Genomic DNA, 21858 nt, shown 5'->3' on the forward strand with positions numbered 1-21858 from the left:
GCAGTTAGAGAAAGCCGGTTGAAATCCAGGGTATCGCGGCCACGACAATCAGCCCCACGATCAACGCCCCCATATAGCCGACAATAGGACGAATGCCCGCGTCGGGACTGACCTTGCTGATCGCGCACGCCGAGTAATAGCCCACGCCGAACGGCGGCGAGAAGAGGCCCACTCCCATAGAAAGAATCACCACGATCGCGTAGTGAACTTCATGCACGCCCGCAAGCCGCGCGATTGGAAACAGCAGCGGTCCGAACAGCACAATCGCCGGAATGCCTTCGAGCACGCTGCCAAGCATCACAAACACGACGATCGACACCGCGAGAAAACCGTATGCGCCGCCGGGCATTGCACCCATCCATTGGGCAAGATCCTGCGAGAAGCCAGACTGCGTAAGCGCCCATGCCATTGCTGTGGCGCAGCCGATAATGAACAGAATCGCGCCCGACAATGTGGCTGCATCGACAAGCATGCGGGGAAGGCGTCGCCACTCGAAACGCCGATAGATCAGGAGGCCGATCAGCATCGAGTACGCAATACCGATAGTCGACACTTCGGTGGCAGTCGCGACACCTTCGACCACCGCGGCCCGGATCACGAATGGCAACGCCAGCGCGGGCAGCGACACGATGAACAGCCGGCCTATCTGCCGCTTGCTGAAACGTTGCGTGCCGCTCAGATCTTCCCTCCTATAGCGCCACCACACGACGACGCACAAAATGAGCGCAAGCACGGCGCCCGGCAACATGCCCGCAGTAAAGAGCGCGGAAATGGAAAGCCCTGTGACGGAGCCAATCGTAATCAGCACGATGCTCGGCGGAATGGTTTCGCTTTGCGCGCCGGTGGTGGCGAGCAAAGCGACCAGGTCGCCCTCGGACGCGCCGCGTTTTTTCATCTCGGGAAACAACACGGGCGCGATGGCTGCCATATCGGCCACTTTCGATCCGGAGATGCCGGACACGAGATACATTGCGCCGATCAGCACAAACGACAGACCGCCACGCACGTGACCGACAAGACTCGCGAGGAACTGGATCATCGCGCGCGCCATGCCCGTCATTTCGATCAGCAGACCGAGAAAGACGAAGAGCGGCACCGCCAGCAGCACGAGATGCGACATGCCTTCGTCCATGCGCCCCACGACTACTTCCAGCGGAGTGAAGGTCGAAAGGCCTAGATAACCGAACGTGGCCAGCGCGAACGAAAAGCCGATTGGCACGCCGGAGAAGATGCCGATAGCAACCACGCCCACGAAGAAGATGATCAGATTCGCCTTGCCGAGCGTCTGGAACCACGGTCCCGCCCACACCGCCGCTGCGCCGAGAAGCGCCGCGATCGCCAGCGCAATAACGACGTCGCGCATCCGGCTAGTCTGCGCAAGCCGGATCAGGCCGACGACCAGCATCAGCGCGGCGCCAATCGGCAATGCAAATGCACGCCACGCATTGCTGATTTGCAAAGCAGGCGTGACGATGGCCGCTTCGCCGGACGCGTAGTTATAAGCGGGCGCGACGAGCAGCGCCAGCAATGCGACCGAGGCGGCGATGGCCAGCGTATCGACAACGGCGCGACGCTCCGTGGATAACCGGCTGACGAGCGCGGTCATACGCATGTGTTCGCCGCGCCGCAATGCGAGAACAGCGCCCAACATGGCGAGCCAAAGGAACAGGATGCCGGCCAGTTCATCCGACCACACCAGAGGCTGATGCAACGCGTAGCGCGATACCACGCCCGCCAGCATGACCACGATTTCCACAGCAAGCAGCAACGCCGCGCACACTTCGACGACCGAAATCAGGCCGCGGTCGAGCACCTTCAGCCACCGGCGCGGCGTGCTCACCGTCGGCAACGGCACAGAGGCTTGCGCTGCATTCAATGCGTGATTCGACATGCTGCTATCTCCTCGCGGCGGGGCGCCGCGCGTAGTCCGATGCTTGCCCGCGCGGTGTTGCATCAGGCCAGTTTGCCGACCGATTGTTCGAGCAGGTCCCACGCCTGATTGCCGAATTTGTCTTTCCATTGCGCGTAGAAACCCGCTTGACGCAACGCAGCGCGAAACGAATCAGGCGCGGGCCGGTTAATCGCAAGACCCTTGCTTTGCAGATCGGCAACAGCCGCGTCGTTGAGCTTGCGTACATCTTCGCGCTGCTTCAACGCACACTGATTAAACGCATCGCTTGCAATGCCTTGCAGGTCTTTCGGTAGACGCTGCCATGCGCGCGGATTGAGTACAAACCAGTAGCCGTCCCACATGTGATTGGTCAGTGAGCAGTACTTCTGCACTTCGTAGAGTTTTGCGACCTGCACGATTGGCAACGGATTTTCTTGCGCATCGACAATATGAGTTTGCAGCGACGAATACACTTCGCTGAATTGCAAACTGGTCGGTGCGGCGCCGAGCCCCTTGAACATGTCGATGCTGAGCGGGCTCACCGGTACACGAATCTTCAAACCGCGCATGTTCTGCGCACTCGTGATCGGCCCGTTGCTGGTGGTCGTCTGACGAAAGCCGTTGTCCCACATCTTTTCAAACGATTCGAGTCCGGCCTTCTGCATCGCCGCGCGCACATAGGCGCCGAGCTTGCCGTCCATTGCGGTCCACACCTGGTTGTAGTCGTTGAACGCAAAGCCGACGGCGTTGATCGCGACTGACGGCGCGAGCGTGGATACGACGAGTGCTGACGGCGTGAACATCTCAATGCCGCCGCTGCGCACCTGCGCGAGCATGTCCGTATCGCCGCCAAGCTGGTTGTTTGGGAATATGCGGATCTCCATGCGCCCCTTCGACGCCTCGCGGATCTGATTGGCCGCCTCCTGCGCGCGAACGTTCAGCGGATGCGTAAGCGGCAGGTTATTGCCGTACTTGAACACGAACTCCGGGCCGGATGCAGCACGCACGATCGCCGGAAATCCGAGCGCGCCGGCCACGGGCGCGGCGGCTGCGGCACGCAGCAATGCGCGTCTCGCGAGGTTGGTCATTTGAGTGTCTCCTTGCTTATAATTGATGTGACTGTCCAATCCATCAAAACACATCATCACTTGCTGGCAACGCGCTGACATCTGATCAGGTGCGTTGAGTCCTCGTGTGATAGCTGCAAGACTAGGCGTGCGCGGCAATCGCTGTCAAACCGCGAACTTGATGGTTTTTGATGGACTTCCAAACTGCGAAGGACGGTTATGCCCGATCCGCTTAACTCTGCCGCCGCTGCGCGTGCCCGCATTCCGGACATCGCGCGCGCTGCGGGCGTCTCCACGGCCACAGTGGATCGCGTGCTCAACAGCCGCGAAGGCGTGCGCGCCGTCACTGCACAACGCGTGTTGCAGGCAGCAGCGCGACTCGGCTATCTGCTCACACAAGAAGGACTTGCCACGCCCGCCTCCAAACCCATGCGCATCGCGTTTCTGTTGCCCGCCGGCACGAATCGCTATCTGCACATGCTGGGCGACTATATCGACTTCGCGCACGATCAATGGAATGCGCTCGACATGAAGTGCCGCGTCCATTACGTCGAAAGTTTCAACCCTAAAGAACTGGCCGACCGTCTGCTGCATTACGGACAACGCGCGGATGGCGTCGTGTTCATGGCGCTCGAGCATCCTGTGGTGCGCGATGCAGTCAATGCGCTGGCCGACCAGGGCGTGCCCGCGATCACGCTGATTTCCGATCTGTCGAATGCGCGGCGGCTGGCTTACGTGGGTATCGACAATCGTTCAGCGGGCCGCACAGCCGCATTGTTGCTCGGGCGATTCATGGGTCCCCGGCCCAGCGGAAAGATCGCGATGCTGGCGGGCAGTCTCAACTATCGCGGACATGAAGAACGTGAGATCGGTTTTCTTCATTTGATCGAATCCACATTCCCGCAAGTGCGCGTAATTGGACTACGCGAAGGACAGGACGACAGCGAGCGCAATTATGTGCAGACGCGCAGGCTGCTGGAGCAGCATCCGGACCTCGCCGGCATTTACAACAGTGGCGGCGGATCGGATGGCGTGGCGCGCGCAATCGTCGAAGCGCGCTCGGATCAGAAGATTCTTTTCGTAGGACATGGCCTGACGCCGGACACGCGAGCATTGCTAATCGACGGAACAATGGACGCATTGATCACACAGACTCCGCAGGCAATGGTGGGAAACTGTTTGCGCATTTTCCGCAACGTGCGCGATAAGCGCGATGCAATGAGCGACGTGAAGCCGGTGCAGTTCAGCATTGTGTTGCGCGAGAATTTGCCTTGATTTACGGGGCTTTCGCGCGCGCTCGACGCCCACATGCAGCGATCGGAAATAACCCGGGCACGCGAGATGCTCAATCTCCTTCGTGTTCCAACCTTATACGAAAGGAGATACATCATGCCTTACCTACTTGGCTGGCTTCTCGGTGTTCCGGTAATCGTGCTGGTAATTCTGTACCTCATCTTCCATTGATCTCGTGAGACCTGTCCCGTGGCGCGGCCCTTATGTGGCCGCGCGTTTTCTAATGCGGGTCTAGCTGCGGCTCGTGATGCTCGTTGCCATACGTACGATACATGCATTCGTGCCAGAGCGAGTATTCGCTGCGATACGGTAGCGTCGCAGTTTCTCTCATGCCGCCTTCGGTAAAGGCAGCGCTCACCCATATCAGCTTGTGGCCGCGAGTGGCCCGTTTGCGTCGAGCCTGATGGTTGTCCCAGGAACGAATGCACCCTGAAAATATACCGGCCACCGTGCTGGATAGGCTTCCGAATACGCCACGCCACGTTGCGCCTCTCGGGACGTTCTTCCGATAGAATCAAGGTTAGATGAACAACCTTCCGGGTCGGCCATGAGCCCCAAAAATCGCGCGCTGGACAATCAGGATCGCAGGATCATGCGCGCATTACAAAAGAACGCGCGCTTAAGCAACGCGGAGCTGGCGGAACTGGTCGGCATGTCGACCACTGCATGCTGGAATCGCACACGTCAACTGGAAAACGAAGGCTATATTCGCGGCTATGTCGCGCTGCTGGATCAGCAGAAGCTTGGCTTTGCGGACATCGTGCTGCTCGAAGTGACGCTCGACCGTCACGACGACGATGCACTCGCGCGCTTCGGCGCCGAGCTCGCGACGCTCACCGAAGTGCTCGAAGCGTACCTTGTGTCGGGCGATTACGATTACCTGGTCAAGGTCGCTGTTGATGGCACCGCGGGTTATGAGCGCTTCTTGCGCGAGAAGCTATACAAGATCGCGGGCATTCGTCATAGCCGCTCGATGTTTGCGCTGCGCTGCATGAAGAGCATTCCGTCCGTGCAGGTATAAGGCGACACCGCTCCCGGTCAATACACGCATTCAATTCCGACGCAGCGGTCTTTGACATGCGGCGAGCACAGCGCCGCCCGCCAGCAACAGCGCGGAATAGATGAGGCCGCGAGCGAGACCTGCTCCGTCGGACACCCAGCCGATAACCATCGGCCCAACGATCTGCCCAAATGCAAAAACGATCGTGAATGCGCTGATGCCTTTTGCCCAGTGGCTCGTCGGCAGGTTGTGGCGCACGAACGCCGTCGTCGATGCAACGGCGGACAGGAACGTCGCGCCGAACAGCGCGCCCGATGCGAACGCGATCCACGGTTGCGTGAATAGCGCGGGCAACAGCGTCGCGACCGCCAGCAACGCATTGAGCACGGCGAGCGCCTGACCGCCGCGCATGCGGTCGAGCAGCCCTGACCACAGGCGCGCGGAAAGCACCGTCGCGATGCCGAGCAACAGATAAAAACCCGTGACGACCGTGGCGCTCATGCCCGCGTTGCGCAACAACGCGACAATGAACGTCATGTAGCCGATATAGCCGACGCCGAACAGCGCATAGCCGCCGAGCGCACGAGCGAAACGCGGCCAGCGGGGGGCGTCGTCTGTATTGCCCAAGTGCGTCGGTGCCATTGCCGCCACCGCGTGCACGCCCTCGATCTTGCGCGCGGCGCCGATGGCGGCCACGCTGAATGCCGCGCATGCGGCAGCCAACGCAAACCAGGCAAACTGCCAGCCGTGCGCACGGTTGAGAATGGTCAACGGCACCAGTACGGACGAAGCGACAATGCCCCATCCCGTGCCCCCGTAATACAAGCCCAGAACGAGGCCCGCATCGCGCGGACTCGCCGACGCAAGCCGCGCGGCGAGCACGCCACCGCTAATGAAAACCGCAGCGCTGCTCGCGCCAGTGATCACGCGCAGCACAAGCAGCGAATTAGTGTCGGCAAGCAGGCCGCTGGCCGCCATGAGAAACGCGGTGCCTACGCAGCCGGCCACGAACAGTTTGTCTGCCTGCCAGCGACGCGCGAGTCGCGGAAACGCCAGTGCGCCGAGCAGATAGCCAAGCGCATTCGCAGTGTTCATTGCCCCGGCTTCGGCGAAGGTCCAGCCGAGGTCCAGTTTCATCGACGGTAATAGCAGCGCGTAGGCGAAGCGTGCGAGGCCCAGCGCAATTGCGCTCCCCAACGACAACGCGGCAGCCAGCATCAACATAGGAAGGCGCTGCGCCGCGTGGTCGGCTATGGGAGGTGCGGCAGCGTCGGACGGATGTGTCGGCATGGGCTAGTCTGGATGGAGAAGCATTGCTGCTAAGCGGTTCTGGTGCCCGGCTTTGCCGCGCTTTGTCATCATATCGGGAGGCGGGGTGCGGGGCTGACAGTTAGTTGCATTGAGTTGCATTGTGATGCGCGGCAACGCACGTGCTGACAGTCCGCGTGTTACTGCGCAGGCGTCGACATCGACGTCGACAGCGACCACGCAACGCACGCGGCATAGCCATGCGGCGCCTCTATCCATTGCGCGGCGATCTCACGCATGTCGTGCGCGATGGCATTGCGCAGCATCACGCGATTGCCTTCGCGCGGCAGTACGGAGAGATGCTGCAAGCCTCGCGTGATGCCGACGCCCGTTGTTTTGACGAGCGCTTCCTTCGCCGTCCATGCGTCGTAGAACGCGGTCATCTGTTCGGAAGGATCGAGGCGCTCGATCCACGCCGCTTCGTCTGGGTCGAGCGTCAGCGTCATGATGGAACGCCAGTCGAATCTGTCGCTGTGCTGTTCGATATCGACACCGACGCGCCGAACATTCGACATCGCGATCAAAGCAAAGCCTCCCGCATGGGACACATTGAAATCGGGCGCTGTCGAATCCGCGAGCCGTGGCCGCCGGTTTGCGTCGAGTGCGAAGCGCACAGCGTGAGCTTCAACGCCCATGCGTTGCGCGAGCAACTCGCGCAACGCCGCGCGCGTTGAGGCGAAGCGCAGCGCGTCGTCACGCTGGCGGAAGTTGTGCGCTCGTTCGCGCTCGTCGTGACTGAGGCACGCGAAACCTGCGGCATCGAGCGACATGTCGAAACGCAGATCGATCCGCCACAACGAAACGTCGGGCGGGCCTTGATGCTGGAGGGGAAGCGGTTCGATGGTGTCAGACATCGGCAGAACTGCGCGCAGTGTGGAATTACCGCGACTCTACATGATGATTCCCGTTTTGCACGGCGGGATCTCACGCGCTCTTTGCTTCTTTCGGGACGCCGATTAATAGCGCGACACCGCTCGCGAACAGCAATGCCGTCAATATATAAAGCGCGCTATCCATGCTGCCGGTGTGCGCCTTGATCAGCCCGATCACCCACGGGCTGACAATGCCGCTCGTAATACCGATGCTGCTAATCAACGCTATCCCGCCCGCCGCCGCAGCGCCTGATAGATAACTCGACGGCACGGTCCAGAAGATTGGCAACGCAGAGAAGATCAACAATGTTGCGAGCGACAGAATCGCGAGCATCGCCGGAAAACTGCTTAAATGCAGCGTCAAAAGAGACAGCGCGATGCCCCCGCCAATCGTGCATACCGCGAAATGCCGGCGACGCTCTGCGCGCCGGTCGGAATGACGCGCGATCAGCACGAGACCAACCGCACCGATTGCATTCGGAATGACGCTGTAAAGACTGATTGCGAGAACATCGCGAATGCCGAAGTCGCGAATCATCAACGGCATCCAGAAACTGAGCGTCAACGACGCACACGTCAGCGAAAAATAGATGAACGCAAACAGGTAGACGCGCGGATTGCGCAAAGCCTGCATGAACGAGTGTGATGAATGCGACGATGCGGTGCGGTCCTCGTCGCGTTCGGCGATCAGTTGCGCTTTCTCGCCCGCCGTAAGCCATTTTGCGTGCTGCGGGCCGTCGACGAGATAAAACGCGGCGACGAGTCCCAGCACTACGGCTGGCGCGCCTTCAATCGCGAACATCCACTGCCAGCCGTACAGACCCAGCACGCCGCCCATATCGCGCATGATCCAGCCCGACACCAGGCCGCCGAGCACGCCCGCAACCGCAACGCCCGCGAAGAAAACCGACAGCACGGCCGCGCGTCGGCGCGCCGGATACCAATAGGTCAAATACAGTACGATGCCCGGAAAAAAGCCGGCTTCGAAGACGCCAAGCATGAAGCGCAGCAGATAGAAGTGCGCGGGTGTCGACACCATCATCATGCCGACCGACGCCACGCCCCACAGCAGCATGATCCGCGTGAACGTGCGGCGTGCGCCGAATCGCGAAAGCAGGAGATTGCTGGGCACCTCGAACAGCACATAGCCGATATAGAACACGGCGGCGCCGAGACCGTACATGGCGTCGCTGAAACCAAGGTCGTGCTTCATCTGCAATTGCGCGAAGCCAATGTTGATTCGATCCAGGAACGACACGACATAACAGAGAAACAGAAACGGCACGATGCGCAGCGATACTTTGCGATACAGCAGATCGTCGTGCGCGGCAGTGCTTGAACTCGGGTCGAGCGCGCGGGCAAGTGATTGACTCATCGGTTATCTCCAAACATGAGGCGTGAAGGGTCCTACGGACCCACGGGTCCGGTGTCTTGATGCACCGCGTTGTTGTCTGCTGAAGTGGCGGCGTGCGAATGCGCGGAACCGCCCTACTGTCGCGATGAAGTCCGCGCGACCCAGGGAGCCGGGCGCGCGTTCACGCTACATGCAGCGTGGATCACGCTGCCAGTGGATGAATTTCGCCGCCTTGTGTCGCTGGATCAGCCACGCCTTCGCGTGCGAGACGGATCGCTTCGAGCAGCGTCGCGTGATCGCCGATATGGTTGGCGAGCAACAGAATGAGTTGCGCGTTGGCGGACTGACTGCGCGCGTCGTCGAGGTCGCGATGCATGTCGATCAACGCCTCGTAGAAATCGTCGGGACGCGCGAGATTCGGTTGCGTGTTCAGTGCCATGTCGTGTCTCCAGATTCTATTTATCGCTACACCTGCGGTGGTTTCAGGCCGTACCTTCGACGCACAACGCGCGTTTCAGCGCGTTCTCCACCGCGCTCGCGTCGAGTCGCCGCCAACGAGCGCATACATGCTGGTCCGGCCGGATCAGATAGAACGTGCCGGGTTGCGCGTCGTAGCGCGCGCTCGCCACGCCTTCCACGTCGCGCACAATCTTCGCGTGCGCTATCGCGGGCGTCGGCGCTTCGCCACGCGCGACCACAACGAGTTTCATAGGAATAGCGCCTGAGAGAAGGCTATTCAACGCGCCTTCGGTTTGCGCGTCGATGCCATCTTCGCCACAGAACAGCACGCCAGTGAATTGCTGACCAAGATGAGCGAGCAGCCACGCCGGTTCGCGCGCCGCCTGCACTGGCGCGTCCACACAGGCAGCACCCGGGACCATCGCCCCCTCGAAGCTGTTGCTATCCGGCGTGTTCAGCGGCGAGCCGCTCAGCACCGCGGGCACCGACAGGCGGCCACTGTTCGCCAGCTGCCGCGCAAACGGATGGTGGCGCGCGAGCTTCAGCACAGCGTCGCGAAACACGCGGCTCACCGGACTCTTCGGGGTGATGAAATCGGTGGACCGTGTCGAGTTGCGGATGTTTTCGTCGGCGGCGAATTCGCGTTCGCTTGCATACGTGTCGAGCAACGCATCCGACGCCTTGCCTTCGAGCACCATCGCCAGTTTCCATGCGAGGTTCTCCGCGTCCTGCACGCCGCTATTGGCGCCGCGTGCGCCAAACGGCGACACACCATGTGCGGAATCGCCCGCGAACAGCACGTTGCCGTGCCGGAAGCGCTCCATGCGCAAACACGAAAACGTATAGACGCTGACCCATTCCAGTTCGAACTTTGCATCGGGTCCGAGCAACGCGCGCACACGCGGAATGACGCGCTCCGGCGTTTTTTCCAGCACCGGATCGGCGTCCCATCCAAGCTGGAAATCGATTCGCCACACGTTGTCCGGCTGACGGTGCAGCAGCACCGATTGATTCGGATGAAACGGCGGATCGAACCAGAACCAGCGCTCGGTCGGAAAGTCCGCTTCCATTTTTACGTCGGCAATCAGGAACCGGTCTTTGAACGTGACGCCTTTGCTGTCGAGTCCCATCAAATTGCGAATCGGACTACGCGAGCCATCGGCGGCGACCACATAGCGGCCGCGCAAAGCGTACTGACCGTCGGGCGTGTCGACGGTCAACGTCACGGCTGCGTCGCACGTTCCCGGCGTTCCGCTTTGCTCCACACCGACGACTTTGCTTTTCCAGCGAATCTCGATGTTCGGCATTTGCTGCGCGCGTTCGAGCAGAAAACCTTCGACGTAATACTGCTGCAAGTTGATGAACGCGGGCCGGTGGTGGCCCGCTTCCGGCTGCAGATTGAACGAATAGACGAGTTCGTCTTTGAGGAACACTTTGCCGACATTCCAGCTGATGCCCTTGTCCACCATTCGCTGACCGCATCCGAGGCGATCGAAAATATCGAGCGAGCGCTTCGAGAAGCAGATCGCGCGCGAGCCCGTGGACAACGAACAGTCGTCGTCTACAAGTACCACCGGCACGCCCTGCTGCGCGAGGTCGATCGCCGTGGCGAGGCCCACCGGGCCCGCGCCAACCACGATTACCGGGTAGGCCGGCTGCGCCGCGCCGCTGTGCATGTCTTGCGCGCTCTGTTCACGGCACGGCCGGTATTCGAACGACAGCCTCTGGTAGTCGATGCTCATCTTGTGTCTCCGTCCTTCTCCGCTTGGCTCTGCTGTGCTTCCCTGCTTTTATTCGCTTCTATTCGTACGCAGATCAGGCTTGCAGTGCGTCCCACATTTCCTTGTCGCGTTGCGCAGTCCAGACACGCGGATGTGTGATGCCGCTCGCTTCATCGAAAGCACGCGAGACGTCGAACGGCAAGCAATGTTCGTAGATGAACACGTGCCCGAACTTTGGGTCCATTGCTTTACGCGTGTGCGCCATCGCGGCTTTCAGATCGAGCTTCTGTGCGACGGCTTCGCGACCTTGCTGCAACAGCGTGGTGACGAAATCCTTCGTGTAATCGAGGCCCTTGTTGACATCTTCCGGCTTGGTCAGCGCTGGGCCGCGGCCCGGCACGAGCTTCTCCGCATTGAGCGCACGCAGTGCTTCGAGTGTGGCGGGCCACTGTTCGAGCTGGGCGTCGCCGCAATAGCATGCCGCGTCGTATTCGACGAGATCGCCTGAAAACAGCACCTTCTGCGACGGCAGCCACACCACCGTGTCGCCCTTCGTGTGACCCGCGCCGAGATGCGCGATGCGGACTTCGAGCTTGCCGAGGAACAGCGTCATTTCCTTTTCGAACACGAGCGTCGGCCACGTCAGGCCCGGCACGGTTTCGACGCCGGCAAAGAGACGCGGGAAGCGCTCGATCTCCGACTTCATGTCCGCTTCGCCACGCTCGACGATCATCTCGTACGTGCCGCGACTCGCAATCACTTCCTGCGCGCCTTCCTTGAAATACGCCGACGCGCCGAGCACGCGCACCGCGTGATAGTGCGAAAGCACGACGTATTTGATGGGTTTGTCGGTCACGCTGCGAATCTTCGCAATGAGGTCTTGCGCCATGGCCGGCGTGGCGGTGGTGTCGACGATCAGCACGCCGTCGTCGCCAATGATCACGCCGGAATTCGGATCGCCTTCCGCCGTGTACGCATAGGCGTTCTCGGACAACTGCGTCCACGTGACTTTCTTGACTTCCAGATCGGCCTGAGATGCGAATGCCTTTGCCATGCTTGTCTCCCTCAAAAGTTGGACGTGAGGCGAGACGGCCGGCGGCGCGCCTTGGCGCGAGCTGACGGTATTGGAGGTTGTCTCGCCCCGTTTTTGACTCTATGACTGCGCCGGTGTATCGGGGTGAATGCATCTTATGGCCGCGTCAGTTTATTTGTCAATAGCGAAATCTATCGCTATACGCAAATATCGAAACGACTAACATGACGGTGTGAACAGCGGGGTTTGCAGCGCGGGCTTCGGTTAACATGGACGCTTTTTCGGACGAACACGGGCGTGGGCAAAGCAGCGAAACCATCCGCGAGCGAAGGCTCGGGCGGCAGCCAGACGACAGACAGCGGCAAGACGCAGCGCGGCATTCAGAGCGTCGAAGTCAGCGGCCGGGTGCTGCTCGCGCTGGCGCGGGCGCGCGCGCCGTTGGCACTGTCGGACCTCTCCACCGCCGCCGAGCTCGCGCCGGGGCAGGCGCACGCTTATCTGGTCAGCTTGAGCCGCCTTGGCCTCATCAAGCGGGACGAACTCACCGGCCGCTACGAGCCCGGTCCGTTGTCGTTGCGCCTGGGCCTCTTGCATCTGGAGAATCAACCGGCGTTTCGCGCCGCCGTACCGCGCGTGGCCGCGCTGGCCGAGGCAATCGGATTTAGCGTCGCGATCTGCATTGCGGGGCCGCAGGGGCCGACCATTGTCCGCTACGAACATGCGGGGTTTCCATTGCATGTGAATCTGCATGTGGGCACGGTGATGTCGCTGCCGGCCACGTCCACGGGACGCGTGTTTTGCGCCTATCTGCCGCGCGAGACGCTCGACACGATGTGGGCGAATCAGTCCGGCGCTGCGCCGGGCATGTCCACCAAACCGGGCGAAGACGCCGCCTTTCAGGCGGCGGTGGACAAGATTCGCGCGCGCGGCCTGGAGTGCAGCGTCGACGCGCCGAGTCCGGGCATCAGCAGCCTGAGCGCGCCAGTGTTCGATCCGGACGGTCATTTGGCCCTAGCGTTGACGGTGATCGGCTCGACCGGCGCCATCGACGCGACCGTCGATGGCCCCATCGCTCGCGCGTTGCTCGCAACGGCTCGCGACATCGGCGGTGAACTCGCCGCCGGATCTTCCCTGCTTGCATCGACCGCACCGTGACCGCGCCTACCGACACTTCTTCTCTACCGCCCGCTTCCGCCGATGCGAAGCCGCAGCGCGGCATCCAGTCGCTCGATAGCACCGGCGAGTTGCTGGCGGCACTCGTCGCCGCCGCGCGGCCGTTGACGCTGCGCGATCTCGCCGCTGCGGCCGGGATGCCGCCGGCGAAAGCGTTCCCGCATCTGGTGAGTCTGCTGAAAATCGGCTTGCTGAGCCGCGACGCGTCCGGCTGTTTCGCCGCTGGGCCGCTGGCGCTGGAACTCGGTTTGATCGGCCTGCAGCGACTTTCGCCCACGCGCGAAGCGGAGCCGGAAGTGGTCGAACTCGCGGCATCGACGGCCATGAGCGTCGCGATGGCGGTGCTCGGTCCGCTTGGACCGACAGTCGTGCGGCTGGAAGAATCGGCGCGGCCGTTGCATGTGAGCCTGCGGGTGGGCACGGTGATGTCGCTGGTGAATACGGCGATCGGCCGCGTGTTCTCCGCCTATGTAGCGGACGACGTGCGTGCCGGTCTGCTCACGCAGGATCATTTGCGGCTGGCGGGCTCGAACGCTGCCGATGCGCTAGCGGACAAACACGGAGCAAAGCTGAAGGAAGCGTACCGGGAGCGTCTCGCGCAAGTTCGCGCGGGCGGCATGGACAGTGCGCTGAGCCGGCCGGTGCCCGGCATCGACACATTGGCCGCGCCTGTGTTCGACCACACCGGCAGCATCTGCCTCGTGCTCGCGTTGATGGGACCGAGCGGCAGTTTCGACAGCGACGCGACGGGCGAACCCGCGCAGACGCTGTGTGCGGCGACGTTGAGGTTGTCGCGAAGATTTGGGTGGATGGGAGCGTGTTGAGCGCCTAATCGCCGGTTTGCGGCTCATGCGACGACAGCCTCGCCTTCGCATGCCGCATCTTCTCCAGCGTCTTCGGCCCGGCCTTGAGCGCGACGCCGATTGCCAGCGCGTCCATGATGCAAAGATGCACGAGCCGCGAGACGCCGGGCGTATTCGGATCGATCGGGCTCGGCACGCGCAACAGCAACGGTATATCCGCGAGCCACGCTAGGCGCGAGCCGACGTTGGTGAGCGCGATTGTCGTCGCGCCGCGCTCTTTCGCGATCTGGATGCTTTCGTTCACTTCCGTGCTGCGTCCGGAATGCGAAATGGCAAAGGCGACGTCGCCCGGCTCCATCATGCCCGCATACAGGCGCTGCAAGTGACCGTCGGTAAAAGCCGTGGCGGCGATGTCGAGGCGCAGGAACCGTAGCGCCGCGTCTTGCGCGACCAGCCCCGAACCCGAGCCAACGCCAAAGAAGAACACGCGTCGTGCGCTCGATAGCGCAGCAATCGCGCTGTCGACCACCGCAGGATCCAGCGCGCCGCGCGCATGCGTGATGCCATCGACTGCGGCTTCGCCCACTTTGTCCATCAAGGTCTGCACGTCGTCGTCGCGCGCGATTGCCGCCGACGCATACGGCAAGCCGCCCGCCACGCTCTGCGCCAGCTGCATCTTGAAGTCGCGCAGACCGTGCGCGCCAATCGCGCGACAGAATCGCGTGACAGAGGGCTCCGATACGTCCGCTCGCTGCGCAAGTTCCGTGATGCTCGCACGCATCGCGAAGTCGACGTCGCTCAGCACCATGTCCGCGACTTTGCGTTCGGCTGGCCGCAAATTGGCGAGTGCGCTGCGGATGTGGGGAATCAAGTTCGGTGCGGACACCCGGTGTTCCTTAAGGGTTAAATGAATCCGCGTGGGTCGCAGCTTCGATCGGCAACACGCGGCTCAGACCAGTCTGCGCCCACTCTCCGTGTCGAACAGGTGAATATGAGCGGCCGGCAAGCGCAGAGTGACGCGCTCACCAGGCTCGACCTTCGAACGTTGACGTGTCGTCACACACCACGTGTCGCCGCCTATCTTCCCGTACAGATGCGTTTCGGCGCCAGTCGGCTCCACGACTTCGACCTGCATTGTCACGTCGGGTGTCTGCGTAATTGTCTCGATGTGTTCGGGCCGCACGCCCAGCGTGATCTTTGCGCCGACCGCCGCCGAAGCAGGCGCGCCTTCGAGCACGATCTCGCCGCCGTCCGCGAGTTTCAATGCGAGTCCCGAACCTTGCGTGCGGTTCACGAGAACGCCTTCGGCGAAATTCATCGACGGCGAGCCGAGAAAGCTTGCGACAAAAAGATTCGCGGGGTGATCGTAAAGCTCCAACGGACGCCCGATCTGTTCGATCCGCCCGGCGTTCATCACGACGATGCGATCGGCCATCGTCATGGCCTCGATCTGATCGTGCGTCACGTAAATCACCGTGTTTTTCAGGCGCTGATGCAATGCCTTGATCTCCGTGCGCATTTGCACGCGCAGCTTGGCGTCGAGATTGGACAACGGTTCGTCGAACAGAAACAGGGACGGCTCGCGCACCACCGCGCGGCCCATCGCGACGCGCTGGCGCTGACCGCCCGACAACGCACGCGGCAGGCGATCGAGATAACCGCCCAGATTCAGCATCTTCGCGGCGGCCTCTATTCGCGGCTTGAAATTGGCTGGGGACTCCTTGCGGATTCGCGGGCCAAAAGCGATGTTCTCGTACACCGACAAATGCGGATACAGCGCGTAGCTCTGGAACACCATCGAGATATTGCGCTGCTGCGGTGCGAGATTATTCGCGCGCGTGCCGCCGATCATCAGGTCGCCGCCGCTGATCTCCTCGAGGCCCGCGACCATCCGCATCAACGTGCTCTTGCCGCAGCCCGACGGACCCACGAGCACGACGAACTCGCCGTCGTCGATATGAAGGTCGATGCCGTGCACGACCTGTGTGTCGCCATAGCGTTTGAAGATGCCGCTCAGTTGCACTGCTGCCATGCTTTCCTCATCGTCTTGCGGTTTCTATCAAAGCGATTCGAGCGTCAACTCTTGGGCCATCAGACGGTTGCCGGCCATCAATCCGCCGTCTACAGGCAACGCTACACCGGTGATCACACGCGCCATTGGCGACGCGAGAAACAGCACGGCGTCGGCGATATCGTCAGGCGTTGCGAAATCGCGCAACGGGTACCACTTCTTCAGATCTTCGAAGACCTGCGGATTCTTGTCGACGCGCGCCTGCCATGCCTGCGTCTTGACGGTGCCGGGGCAAACGATGTTCGCGCGAATGCCGTAACGGCCCAATTCCACAGCAAGCGCCTTTGTGTAACTGATGAGCCCGGCTTTTGCCGCGCTATACGCGGGATGTCCGAGCGCCGCCAAACCGTTCACGGAACCGATCAGCACTAGCGCTCCGCTCTTGCGTTCGATCATCGACGAACGCACGGCCTCGACAGTGTGATAGGTGCCGTTCAGGTTCAGGTGAATGTCGCGCTGCCAGCTCGCGGCATCGGTCGTGGCCAGCGTCAGACCTTCGGCTGCGCCCGCATTGGCGACGAGCACATCCACCGGTCCGCGTTTTTCCACGGCAAATGCAACGGCTTGCTGCACCGCGGCCGCGTCGCCGAGATCGACCGCTATCGGGCTGACCTGCGTTTCGCCGAGTTGCTTCGTCAAGCGCTCCAGCGCCGCCGCATCGATGTCGAGCGCGAGGACCGTGTCGCCCTGCGCGACGAAACGCTTGCACAACACGCTGCCGATGCCGCCGCAAGCGCCCGTCACCAACACCACACGATTCATGTCCGCCTCGCTTTTCACGCTTGCCGCGTCTATCTAAATCGTCTGTAAATTTATTACAGCATGGAAGCCGCGTCGCACTTCGTCATCCCGAATATTGGGTTTTTGCACCGCATGCCACGCGCAGAATATGCCTTGCCTACAGGCATCTTATGCATAAAACCATCGCGAACGAAATATCGCAGACCCTACGTGACAATGGATTTTTAGCCGTGTAGGATTTTTTCAAACAATTCAACCACAGCGGCCGGCGACGGCAGCGGACCATCCCACCAATCGTTGATGGGACCTTGGGAAGCGCTAATGCACTGACTAAGGTCGACACAGGAGAGAGAAATGTCGTTGCATGCCCGTGCTTCCCTCGCGCTCGGCAAAGTTGCCGTGGCGCTCGCGTTTGCAGGTATTGCCGTGGCGGCTCACGCCGACACGGTTCGCGTGACCGTCGCGCACTACAGCGACGCAACCGCGCCGTACTTCGAAAAGATGGCTCGCAACTTCGAGAAAGCCAATCCCGGCACGACCATCAAAATCGAAGACGTGAACTGGGACACGCTGCAACAGAAACTCCAGACGGATATTTCCGGCAACGCGAACGCCGATCTCGCGATCGTGGGCACGCGCTGGCTGCTCGACTTCGTGAAGGACGACGTGGCGGAGCCGCTCGACGGCTACATGGATGCAAGCTTCAAAGGCCGCTTCATTGGCCCGTTCCTCGCGCCGGGCGAGATCAACGGCAAGGTCTATGGCCTGCCGATTGCGGCTTCCGCACGAGCGCTCTACTACAACAAGGACCTGCTTGCGAAAGTCGGCTATCCCGACGGCCCTAAAACATGGAACGACGTAATCGAAGCGTCGAAGAAGCTGAAGGCACAAGGCATTGCCGGCTTCGGCCTGCAGGGCAAAGAAATCGAAACGGACGTCTACTTTTACTATGCACTGTGGACGAACGGCGGCGAAGTAATCGGCAAGGACAACAAGGCGGCGTTCAACTCGCCTGCGGGTATCAAGGCGGCGACGCTCTACAAGTCGATGATCGATCAGGGCCTGACGCAGCCTGGCGTCACCGGCTATAGCCGTGAAGACGTGCAGAACCTCTTCAAGCAAGGCCGCGTTGCGATGATGATCTCCGCACCGTTCCTCGCCAAACAGATCAAGAAGGAAGCGCCGAACCTGAAGTACGGCATCGATCCGATTCCGATGGGCACCACTCACGCCACCTACGCGGTCACGGACTCGATCGTGATGTTCAAAAACTCGAAGGTGAAGAAGTCCGCATGGAAGTTCCTCGACTATCTGTTCACGAAGGAACCGCGTGTCGAGTTCACGACGACCGAGGGCTTCCTGCCGACCACCAAGGCCGAATCGTCGGACCCGGCGTTCAACGATCCGGATACCAAAGCATTCGTCGCACTGCTGCCCACGGCCCGCTTCGCGCCGACCGTGACAGGTTGGGAAGACACCGCGAAGGCCGTGACCGACGCAATGCAGTCGATCTATCTGGGTAAAGCCAAGCCTGCTGACGCGTTGAATGCGGCGGCCACGCAAGCTAACAAGTCGCTCGGTCATTGAGCGGCGCTACGCGGTGAGATTGCGGTAATTCGCTGCACACGGGACGCGCGCCGCGCGGCTGCAATAGCAGCCGGATAGAAACGCGCGGCGCGCATTCCGGCCATCATGCTGGCCGTAATCGACTGTCATCGACCGTTATCGACTATCCGGCCCATTCCGTCGCGCCCGCTCCGTTGTGCAGGCGCGTCTCACGATCGAGCACGTATGAGCCGTTCCGCTTCTTCACGCCTGCAAGCGCCCTGGTTGCTGATTGCGCCGAGCCTCGTGCTCGCGCTTTTTATCATCAGCTATCCGATTTTCAACATTGTCTGGCAATCGCTGCATGAGGTGTCGCGCTTCGGCGCCATTCGCGATTTCACGGGCCTGCAGAACTTTTACACGATCTTCGGCGATCCCGCGTTTCTTGCGGCAGCGAGGCGCACGATAGTCTGGACCGTGTTCGTGGTGGGCGGCACGGTGCTGATTTCCGTGCCCGTTGCGCTCGTGCTGAATCAGGATTTCTATGGACGCGGCGTCGCGCGAACGATTGTCATGCTGCCGTGGTCTGTCTCGTTGACCATGACCGCCGTTGTGTGGCGCTGGGCCTTCAACGACGACTACGGCATGGTCAACGTCACGCTTCAGCGCCTCGGCCTGATCGGCGGACCGATTCACTGGCTCGCGACGCCCGAGTTCGCTTTTCCGGTAGAAATCGCGGTCGGCATTCTCGTATCGATTCCATTTACTGTGACGATTCTGCTCGGCGGATTGTCATCGGTGCCAGGCGACATCTACGAAGCGGCGCGCATCGACGGCGCCAGCGCATGGCAGCAGTTTCGCAAGCTGACGCTGCCGTTGCTGCGGCCCTTCATCAATATGACCATCTTGTTGAACGTCATTTATGTGTTCAACTCGTTTCCGATTATCTGGGTCATGACGCAAGGCGGACCCGACAACAGCACGCATATTCTCGTCACGTATCTGTATGAACTCGGCTTCAGGCTCGGACGTCCAGGCGAGGCCGCAGCCGTTTCGCTCATCATGCTGGTCATGCTGTTCGTTTTCTCGATGGCGTATCTGCGCTTGCAGCCCGCGAAAGAAGGAGAACCGTCATGACGCTCAGCGCAAAAGCAAAACGCTCGTTGTGGTGCTGGCTCGCATTGTCGCCGCTCGTGGTGGTCGTGCTGTTCCCGTTCGCCGTCATGCTCTTCACCGCATTGAAGCCTGCTTCGGAGATCTTCGTATATCCGGCGCGTTGGCTGCCGGTGCATTGGCAATGGAGCAATTTCGTCGACATGTGGCAAGCCGCGAATTTTGGCGTGGCGCTGCGCAATAGCACGGTAATCAGCTTGCTTTCGACGCTGCTCGCGCTCGCAGTGAGCTTGCCGGCGGCTTACGCATTGGCGCGGTTCCCGTTTCGCGGACGCGGAACGTATCGCCAGTTCCTGCTCGTCACGCAAATGCTGTCGCCTATTCTGCTGGTGGTCGGCCTGTTCAGGCTCGCGGCCATGATTCCTTATGGCGACGGCAACCTCGTCGATTCGAAAATCGGCGTGATCGTTTCTTATGCCGCGTTCAATATTGCATTCGCTGTGTGGATGCTGTCGTCGTATTTCCAGACGGTGCCGCGCGATCTCGAAGAATCAGCGTGGCTCGAAGGATGCGGCCGCACGAAGGCCGTTTTCAAGGTGTTTCTACCGCTTGCCGTGCCCGCCATCGTCGTCACGGCGATCTTCACGTTTATCAACGCCTGGAACGAGTTCGCGGTGGTGTACACGCTGATCCGCTCGCCGGAGAACAAGACGCTCACCGTGCAGGTGACCGATATGGTCGCCGGCAAGTACGTGGTGGAATGGCATCTCGTGATGGCCGCTACGCTTTGCGCGACGTTGCCTGTGTCGATCGTGTTCGCGTGGTTGCAGCGGTATCTGGTGAAAGGGCTGGCGTTGGGCGCGGTGAAATAGGTCTTTGCGGACCGCGCTGTTGTGCCCTGCCCCAGGTGCAGTCACGGCGGTCGAGGTGTCGGCCGCCATAAACAGCACTATTTAGCGCACTCTCAGCGAATTACTCGGCGCCGCGGACGATCCGCAGGTCGCGCTCCACCGCATCGCCCAAAGCCGCGAGCGCCTTCTTGTAGTCGTCGCGGTCGTACGCGGCGACTGCGTCTTCATACGACGGGAACTCGATCACCACCGTCCGCTCCTTCAGGCCCTGCTCATGAACTTCGTCCGCGACACCGCGCACGAGGAACTTGCCGCCGGCAGCGGCGACGGCCGGGCCCGCCAACTGACCGTAGGCCGCCAGCTTCGACGGGTCTTTGATCTTGCGATACGTGGTTACCCAATACCCCTTGCTCATTTGACGCTCCTTCTACGTGTTGGCGATGAGTCGAGCAGCGTAACAGAGAATGCCCAGCGTGCCTTTATTGTCCCGATGCGTTGCGGGTTCTCCGGAAAACCAGCAAAGCGCCGGTAGTCGCCTCTACACATAGCGCCACACTTCAAAAAAAGATGGCCCGAAACGTTGAATAACGGCGGGTGACAAATAGCCGACTTCTCTAGAAACTCTTCGTACGATCCACGTAATGCGTCGACGCCTGGCCGCTCCTGCATGATTTGCAACCGAGTGCGTCACGGTGAGGCAACGAGTCGTCGTTTATCATGGACCTTACACTGCCTTGAATGAAGCTTCAGTTTAGATATGACGAATACCGGCAAGACGTTGATTATCGGTCTGGTGCTAGCGGACCTGGTGGTCTGCGGCTATTTATTTTATCCGCGTGAGGACAGGAAGTCGGCGCCTCCAGCCGAGGCGGCCTTGACCGCGCCAGACACGACCGAGTCGCGCTCCTACGGCGAAAGCCATGTGATCGCAGGCAGTATCGCGCGTCCTGGTTCGCCGGACGCTAATGCGAACCCGAGCGCTAAATCCAATAGCGGCACGATTGTGAGTGGCGGCGATGTGCGGGCGCCCGCACCGGCCGCGCCTATGCCGACGACGCCTGCAGCCACGGCGGCACCGGCCGCCACAGTGGCGAATAACCCAGCGGCGGAGATGCAACCTCAAGCACAAGTCGCCCAGCCCGTACAACCGCAGGCTCAGCAGGCGCAGCAGACGCAGGTGCAACCTCAACCTCAATCGCAGCCGCAACAGCAGCCTCAGCGCTACAGCGCCAGATCCAAGGCCACGCAGCATGCGGACGACGCGCGGAGCCATGAAGATTTGCGTCGCCATGGTTCCAGCGACGTCGGCGCCTTGATGACGGAGTTGCTCGTCCGCGAATCCGCGAAGCTCGATCCGTCGTTGCCGCCGCCGCCCGCGTCTCCGACACCGCCACCGTCGTCCGTGACGGATCGCGAGCCGATCAATCGGCGCAACTCGAATCCTGTCGCGGCTGCGATGACCGATCAGCTGGTCAAGGAGTCGGCTCGGGTGACGCCCGCTTCAGGCGCTCAGAGGCAACCGGGCACGCAATAGCCACCGACTGCTCGAGCGGATGGCCGCTT

Annotated in this window: 20 protein-coding genes; 8 read left to right on the forward strand and 12 right to left on the reverse strand. The window is 61.2% G+C overall.

What is annotated here, in order from left to right; translation table 11 throughout:
- Positions 1 to 4: 4 nt before the first annotated feature.
- Together SB753_RS26655 and SB753_RS26660 are read right to left on the reverse strand one after the other, a co-directional pair.
- On the reverse strand, positions 5 to 1891 hold the full coding sequence (locus SB753_RS26655; protein WP_410802687.1) for a TRAP transporter large permease subunit: 1887 nt from the start codon (positions 1889 to 1891) through the stop codon (positions 5 to 7).
- A 62-nt stretch (positions 1892 to 1953) separates the two neighbouring features.
- On the reverse strand, positions 1954 to 2979 hold the full coding sequence (locus SB753_RS26660; protein WP_087753037.1) for a TRAP transporter substrate-binding protein: 1026 nt from the start codon (positions 2977 to 2979) through the stop codon (positions 1954 to 1956).
- A gap of 198 nt (positions 2980 to 3177) precedes the next feature.
- Here SB753_RS26660 and SB753_RS26665 point away from each other — a divergent pair, with 198 nt between their 5' ends.
- Both SB753_RS26665 and SB753_RS26670 read left to right on the forward strand, forming a co-directional pair.
- Positions 3178 to 4233, forward strand: a complete 1056-nt coding sequence (locus tag SB753_RS26665; protein ID WP_408492656.1) for a LacI family DNA-binding transcriptional regulator — start codon at positions 3178 to 3180, stop codon at positions 4231 to 4233.
- Positions 4234 to 4798: 565 nt separating this feature from the next.
- On the forward strand, positions 4799 to 5272 hold the full coding sequence (locus SB753_RS26670) for an Lrp/AsnC family transcriptional regulator (RefSeq protein ID WP_027778161.1): 474 nt from the start codon (positions 4799 to 4801) through the stop codon (positions 5270 to 5272).
- Positions 5273 to 5302: 30 nt separating this feature from the next.
- Here the strand turns inward: SB753_RS26670 and SB753_RS26675 are convergent, their stop codons facing one another.
- From SB753_RS26675 to SB753_RS26700, 6 genes are all read right to left on the reverse strand, one after another.
- The gene (locus SB753_RS26675; RefSeq protein ID WP_310070351.1) at positions 5303 to 6541 is read right to left on the reverse strand and encodes a YbfB/YjiJ family MFS transporter; all 1239 of its coding nucleotides are present in this window, start codon (positions 6539 to 6541) and stop codon (positions 5303 to 5305) included.
- Between the two features lie 158 nt (positions 6542 to 6699).
- Positions 6700 to 7413, reverse strand: a complete 714-nt coding sequence (locus SB753_RS26680; protein ID WP_310070348.1) for a 4'-phosphopantetheinyl transferase family protein — start codon at positions 7411 to 7413, stop codon at positions 6700 to 6702.
- A gap of 70 nt (positions 7414 to 7483) precedes the next feature.
- A complete protein-coding gene (locus SB753_RS26685; RefSeq protein ID WP_410802689.1) occupies positions 7484 to 8806 on the reverse strand; it encodes an MFS transporter in 1323 nt (440 codons plus the stop codon).
- Positions 8807 to 8987: 181 nt separating this feature from the next.
- Positions 8988 to 9224, reverse strand: coding sequence for a DUF2783 domain-containing protein (locus tag SB753_RS26690; protein WP_087753034.1), 237 nt, complete (start codon positions 9222 to 9224; stop codon positions 8988 to 8990).
- Positions 9225 to 9267: 43 nt separating this feature from the next.
- Positions 9268 to 10986, reverse strand: a complete 1719-nt coding sequence (locus SB753_RS26695; protein ID WP_410802691.1) for an FAD-dependent oxidoreductase — start codon at positions 10984 to 10986, stop codon at positions 9268 to 9270.
- Between the two features lie 73 nt (positions 10987 to 11059).
- Positions 11060 to 12019 (reverse strand): MBL fold metallo-hydrolase, encoded by a 960-nt coding sequence (locus SB753_RS26700; protein ID WP_410802693.1) that lies wholly within the window; start codon positions 12017 to 12019, stop codon positions 11060 to 11062.
- A gap of 276 nt (positions 12020 to 12295) precedes the next feature.
- On the opposite strand from SB753_RS26700, the gene SB753_RS26705 reads away from it, so the two are divergent.
- Together SB753_RS26705 and SB753_RS26710 are read left to right on the forward strand one after the other, a co-directional pair.
- The gene (locus SB753_RS26705; protein WP_410802695.1) at positions 12296 to 13153 is read left to right on the forward strand and encodes an IclR family transcriptional regulator; all 858 of its coding nucleotides are present in this window, start codon (positions 12296 to 12298) and stop codon (positions 13151 to 13153) included.
- Positions 13150 to 13995: an IclR family transcriptional regulator gene (locus SB753_RS26710; RefSeq protein WP_310070338.1), complete on the forward strand. Its 846-nt coding sequence runs from the start codon at positions 13150 to 13152 to the stop codon at positions 13993 to 13995. The genes SB753_RS26705 and SB753_RS26710 overlap by 4 nt, the downstream gene beginning before the upstream one ends.
- Before the next feature lie 4 nt (positions 13996 to 13999).
- Here SB753_RS26710 and SB753_RS26715 read toward each other — a convergent pair whose 3' ends face one another.
- The 3 genes from SB753_RS26715 to SB753_RS26725 form a co-directional block, all read right to left on the reverse strand.
- Positions 14000 to 14860: a MurR/RpiR family transcriptional regulator gene (locus SB753_RS26715; protein WP_410802697.1), complete on the reverse strand. Its 861-nt coding sequence runs from the start codon at positions 14858 to 14860 to the stop codon at positions 14000 to 14002.
- Between the two features lie 63 nt (positions 14861 to 14923).
- Entirely contained in the window at positions 14924 to 16006 is a 1083-nt protein-coding gene (locus SB753_RS26720; RefSeq protein ID WP_408130400.1) for an ABC transporter ATP-binding protein, read from the reverse strand.
- Between the two features lie 27 nt (positions 16007 to 16033).
- Positions 16034 to 16807: an SDR family oxidoreductase gene (locus SB753_RS26725; RefSeq protein ID WP_410802699.1), complete on the reverse strand. Its 774-nt coding sequence runs from the start codon at positions 16805 to 16807 to the stop codon at positions 16034 to 16036.
- 333 nt (positions 16808 to 17140) lie between these two features.
- Between SB753_RS26725 and SB753_RS26730 the strand changes: the two genes are divergently transcribed.
- The 3 genes from SB753_RS26730 (at position 17141) to SB753_RS26740 (ending at position 20316) form a co-directional block, all read left to right on the forward strand.
- Positions 17141 to 18373 carry an ABC transporter substrate-binding protein gene (locus tag SB753_RS26730; protein WP_027778172.1) on the forward strand — a complete coding sequence of 411 codons (1233 nt, stop codon included), beginning with the start codon at positions 17141 to 17143 and terminating at the stop codon, positions 18371 to 18373.
- A gap of 204 nt (positions 18374 to 18577) precedes the next feature.
- On the forward strand, positions 18578 to 19468 hold the full coding sequence (locus tag SB753_RS26735) for a carbohydrate ABC transporter permease (RefSeq protein WP_020068801.1): 891 nt from the start codon (positions 18578 to 18580) through the stop codon (positions 19466 to 19468).
- Positions 19465 to 20316 (forward strand): carbohydrate ABC transporter permease, encoded by an 852-nt coding sequence (locus tag SB753_RS26740; RefSeq protein WP_020068800.1) that lies wholly within the window; start codon positions 19465 to 19467, stop codon positions 20314 to 20316. The genes SB753_RS26735 and SB753_RS26740 overlap by 4 nt, the downstream gene beginning before the upstream one ends.
- Positions 20317 to 20416: 100 nt before the next feature.
- On the opposite strand, the gene SB753_RS26745 is transcribed toward SB753_RS26740, so the two are convergent.
- Entirely contained in the window at positions 20417 to 20710 is a 294-nt protein-coding gene (locus tag SB753_RS26745) for a DUF1330 domain-containing protein (RefSeq protein ID WP_020068799.1), read from the reverse strand.
- Positions 20711 to 21052: 342 nt separating this feature from the next.
- On the opposite strand from SB753_RS26745, the gene SB753_RS26750 reads away from it, so the two are divergent.
- Positions 21053 to 21829 carry a hypothetical protein gene (locus tag SB753_RS26750; RefSeq protein ID WP_410802701.1) on the forward strand — a complete coding sequence of 259 codons (777 nt, stop codon included), beginning with the start codon at positions 21053 to 21055 and terminating at the stop codon, positions 21827 to 21829.
- Positions 21830 to 21858 lie beyond the last annotated feature (29 nt).

This window comes from Paraburkholderia sp. SIMBA_053 (assembly GCF_046534895.1).
Taxonomy (GTDB): Bacteria; Pseudomonadota; Gammaproteobacteria; order Burkholderiales; family Burkholderiaceae; genus Paraburkholderia; species Paraburkholderia caledonica.

What these genes read in the sequence shown, in the direction of transcription:
- SB753_RS26655 (WP_410802687.1), bottom strand. Translation starts at nt 1,891, where the DNA reads ATGTCGAATCACGCATTGAATGCAGCGCAAGCCTCTGTGCCGTTGCCG.
- SB753_RS26660 (WP_087753037.1), bottom strand. Translation starts at nt 2,979, where the DNA reads ATGACCAACCTCGCGAGACGCGCATTGCTGCGTGCCGCAGCCGCCGCG.
- SB753_RS26665 (WP_408492656.1), top strand. Translation starts at nt 3,178, where the DNA reads ATGCCCGATCCGCTTAACTCTGCCGCCGCTGCGCGTGCCCGCATTCCG.
- SB753_RS26670 (WP_027778161.1), top strand. Translation starts at nt 4,799, where the DNA reads ATGAGCCCCAAAAATCGCGCGCTGGACAATCAGGATCGCAGGATCATG.
- SB753_RS26675 (WP_310070351.1), bottom strand. Translation starts at nt 6,541, where the DNA reads ATGCCGACACATCCGTCCGACGCTGCCGCACCTCCCATAGCCGACCAC.
- SB753_RS26680 (WP_310070348.1), bottom strand. Translation starts at nt 7,413, where the DNA reads ATGTCTGACACCATCGAACCGCTTCCCCTCCAGCATCAAGGCCCGCCC.
- SB753_RS26685 (WP_410802689.1), bottom strand. Translation starts at nt 8,806, where the DNA reads ATGAGTCAATCACTTGCCCGCGCGCTCGACCCGAGTTCAAGCACTGCC.
- SB753_RS26690 (WP_087753034.1), bottom strand. Translation starts at nt 9,224, where the DNA reads ATGGCACTGAACACGCAACCGAATCTCGCGCGTCCCGACGATTTCTAC.
- SB753_RS26695 (WP_410802691.1), bottom strand. Translation starts at nt 10,986, where the DNA reads ATGAGCATCGACTACCAGAGGCTGTCGTTCGAATACCGGCCGTGCCGT.
- SB753_RS26700 (WP_410802693.1), bottom strand. Translation starts at nt 12,019, where the DNA reads ATGGCAAAGGCATTCGCATCTCAGGCCGATCTGGAAGTCAAGAAAGTC.
- SB753_RS26720 (WP_408130400.1), bottom strand. Translation starts at nt 16,006, where the DNA reads ATGGCAGCAGTGCAACTGAGCGGCATCTTCAAACGCTATGGCGACACA.
- SB753_RS26725 (WP_410802699.1), bottom strand. Translation starts at nt 16,807, where the DNA reads ATGAATCGTGTGGTGTTGGTGACGGGCGCTTGCGGCGGCATCGGCAGC.
- SB753_RS26730 (WP_027778172.1), top strand. Translation starts at nt 17,141, where the DNA reads ATGTCGTTGCATGCCCGTGCTTCCCTCGCGCTCGGCAAAGTTGCCGTG.
- SB753_RS26735 (WP_020068801.1), top strand. Translation starts at nt 18,578, where the DNA reads ATGAGCCGTTCCGCTTCTTCACGCCTGCAAGCGCCCTGGTTGCTGATT.
- SB753_RS26740 (WP_020068800.1), top strand. Translation starts at nt 19,465, where the DNA reads ATGACGCTCAGCGCAAAAGCAAAACGCTCGTTGTGGTGCTGGCTCGCA.
- SB753_RS26745 (WP_020068799.1), bottom strand. Translation starts at nt 20,710, where the DNA reads ATGAGCAAGGGGTATTGGGTAACCACGTATCGCAAGATCAAAGACCCG.
- SB753_RS26750 (WP_410802701.1), top strand. Translation starts at nt 21,053, where the DNA reads ATGACGAATACCGGCAAGACGTTGATTATCGGTCTGGTGCTAGCGGAC.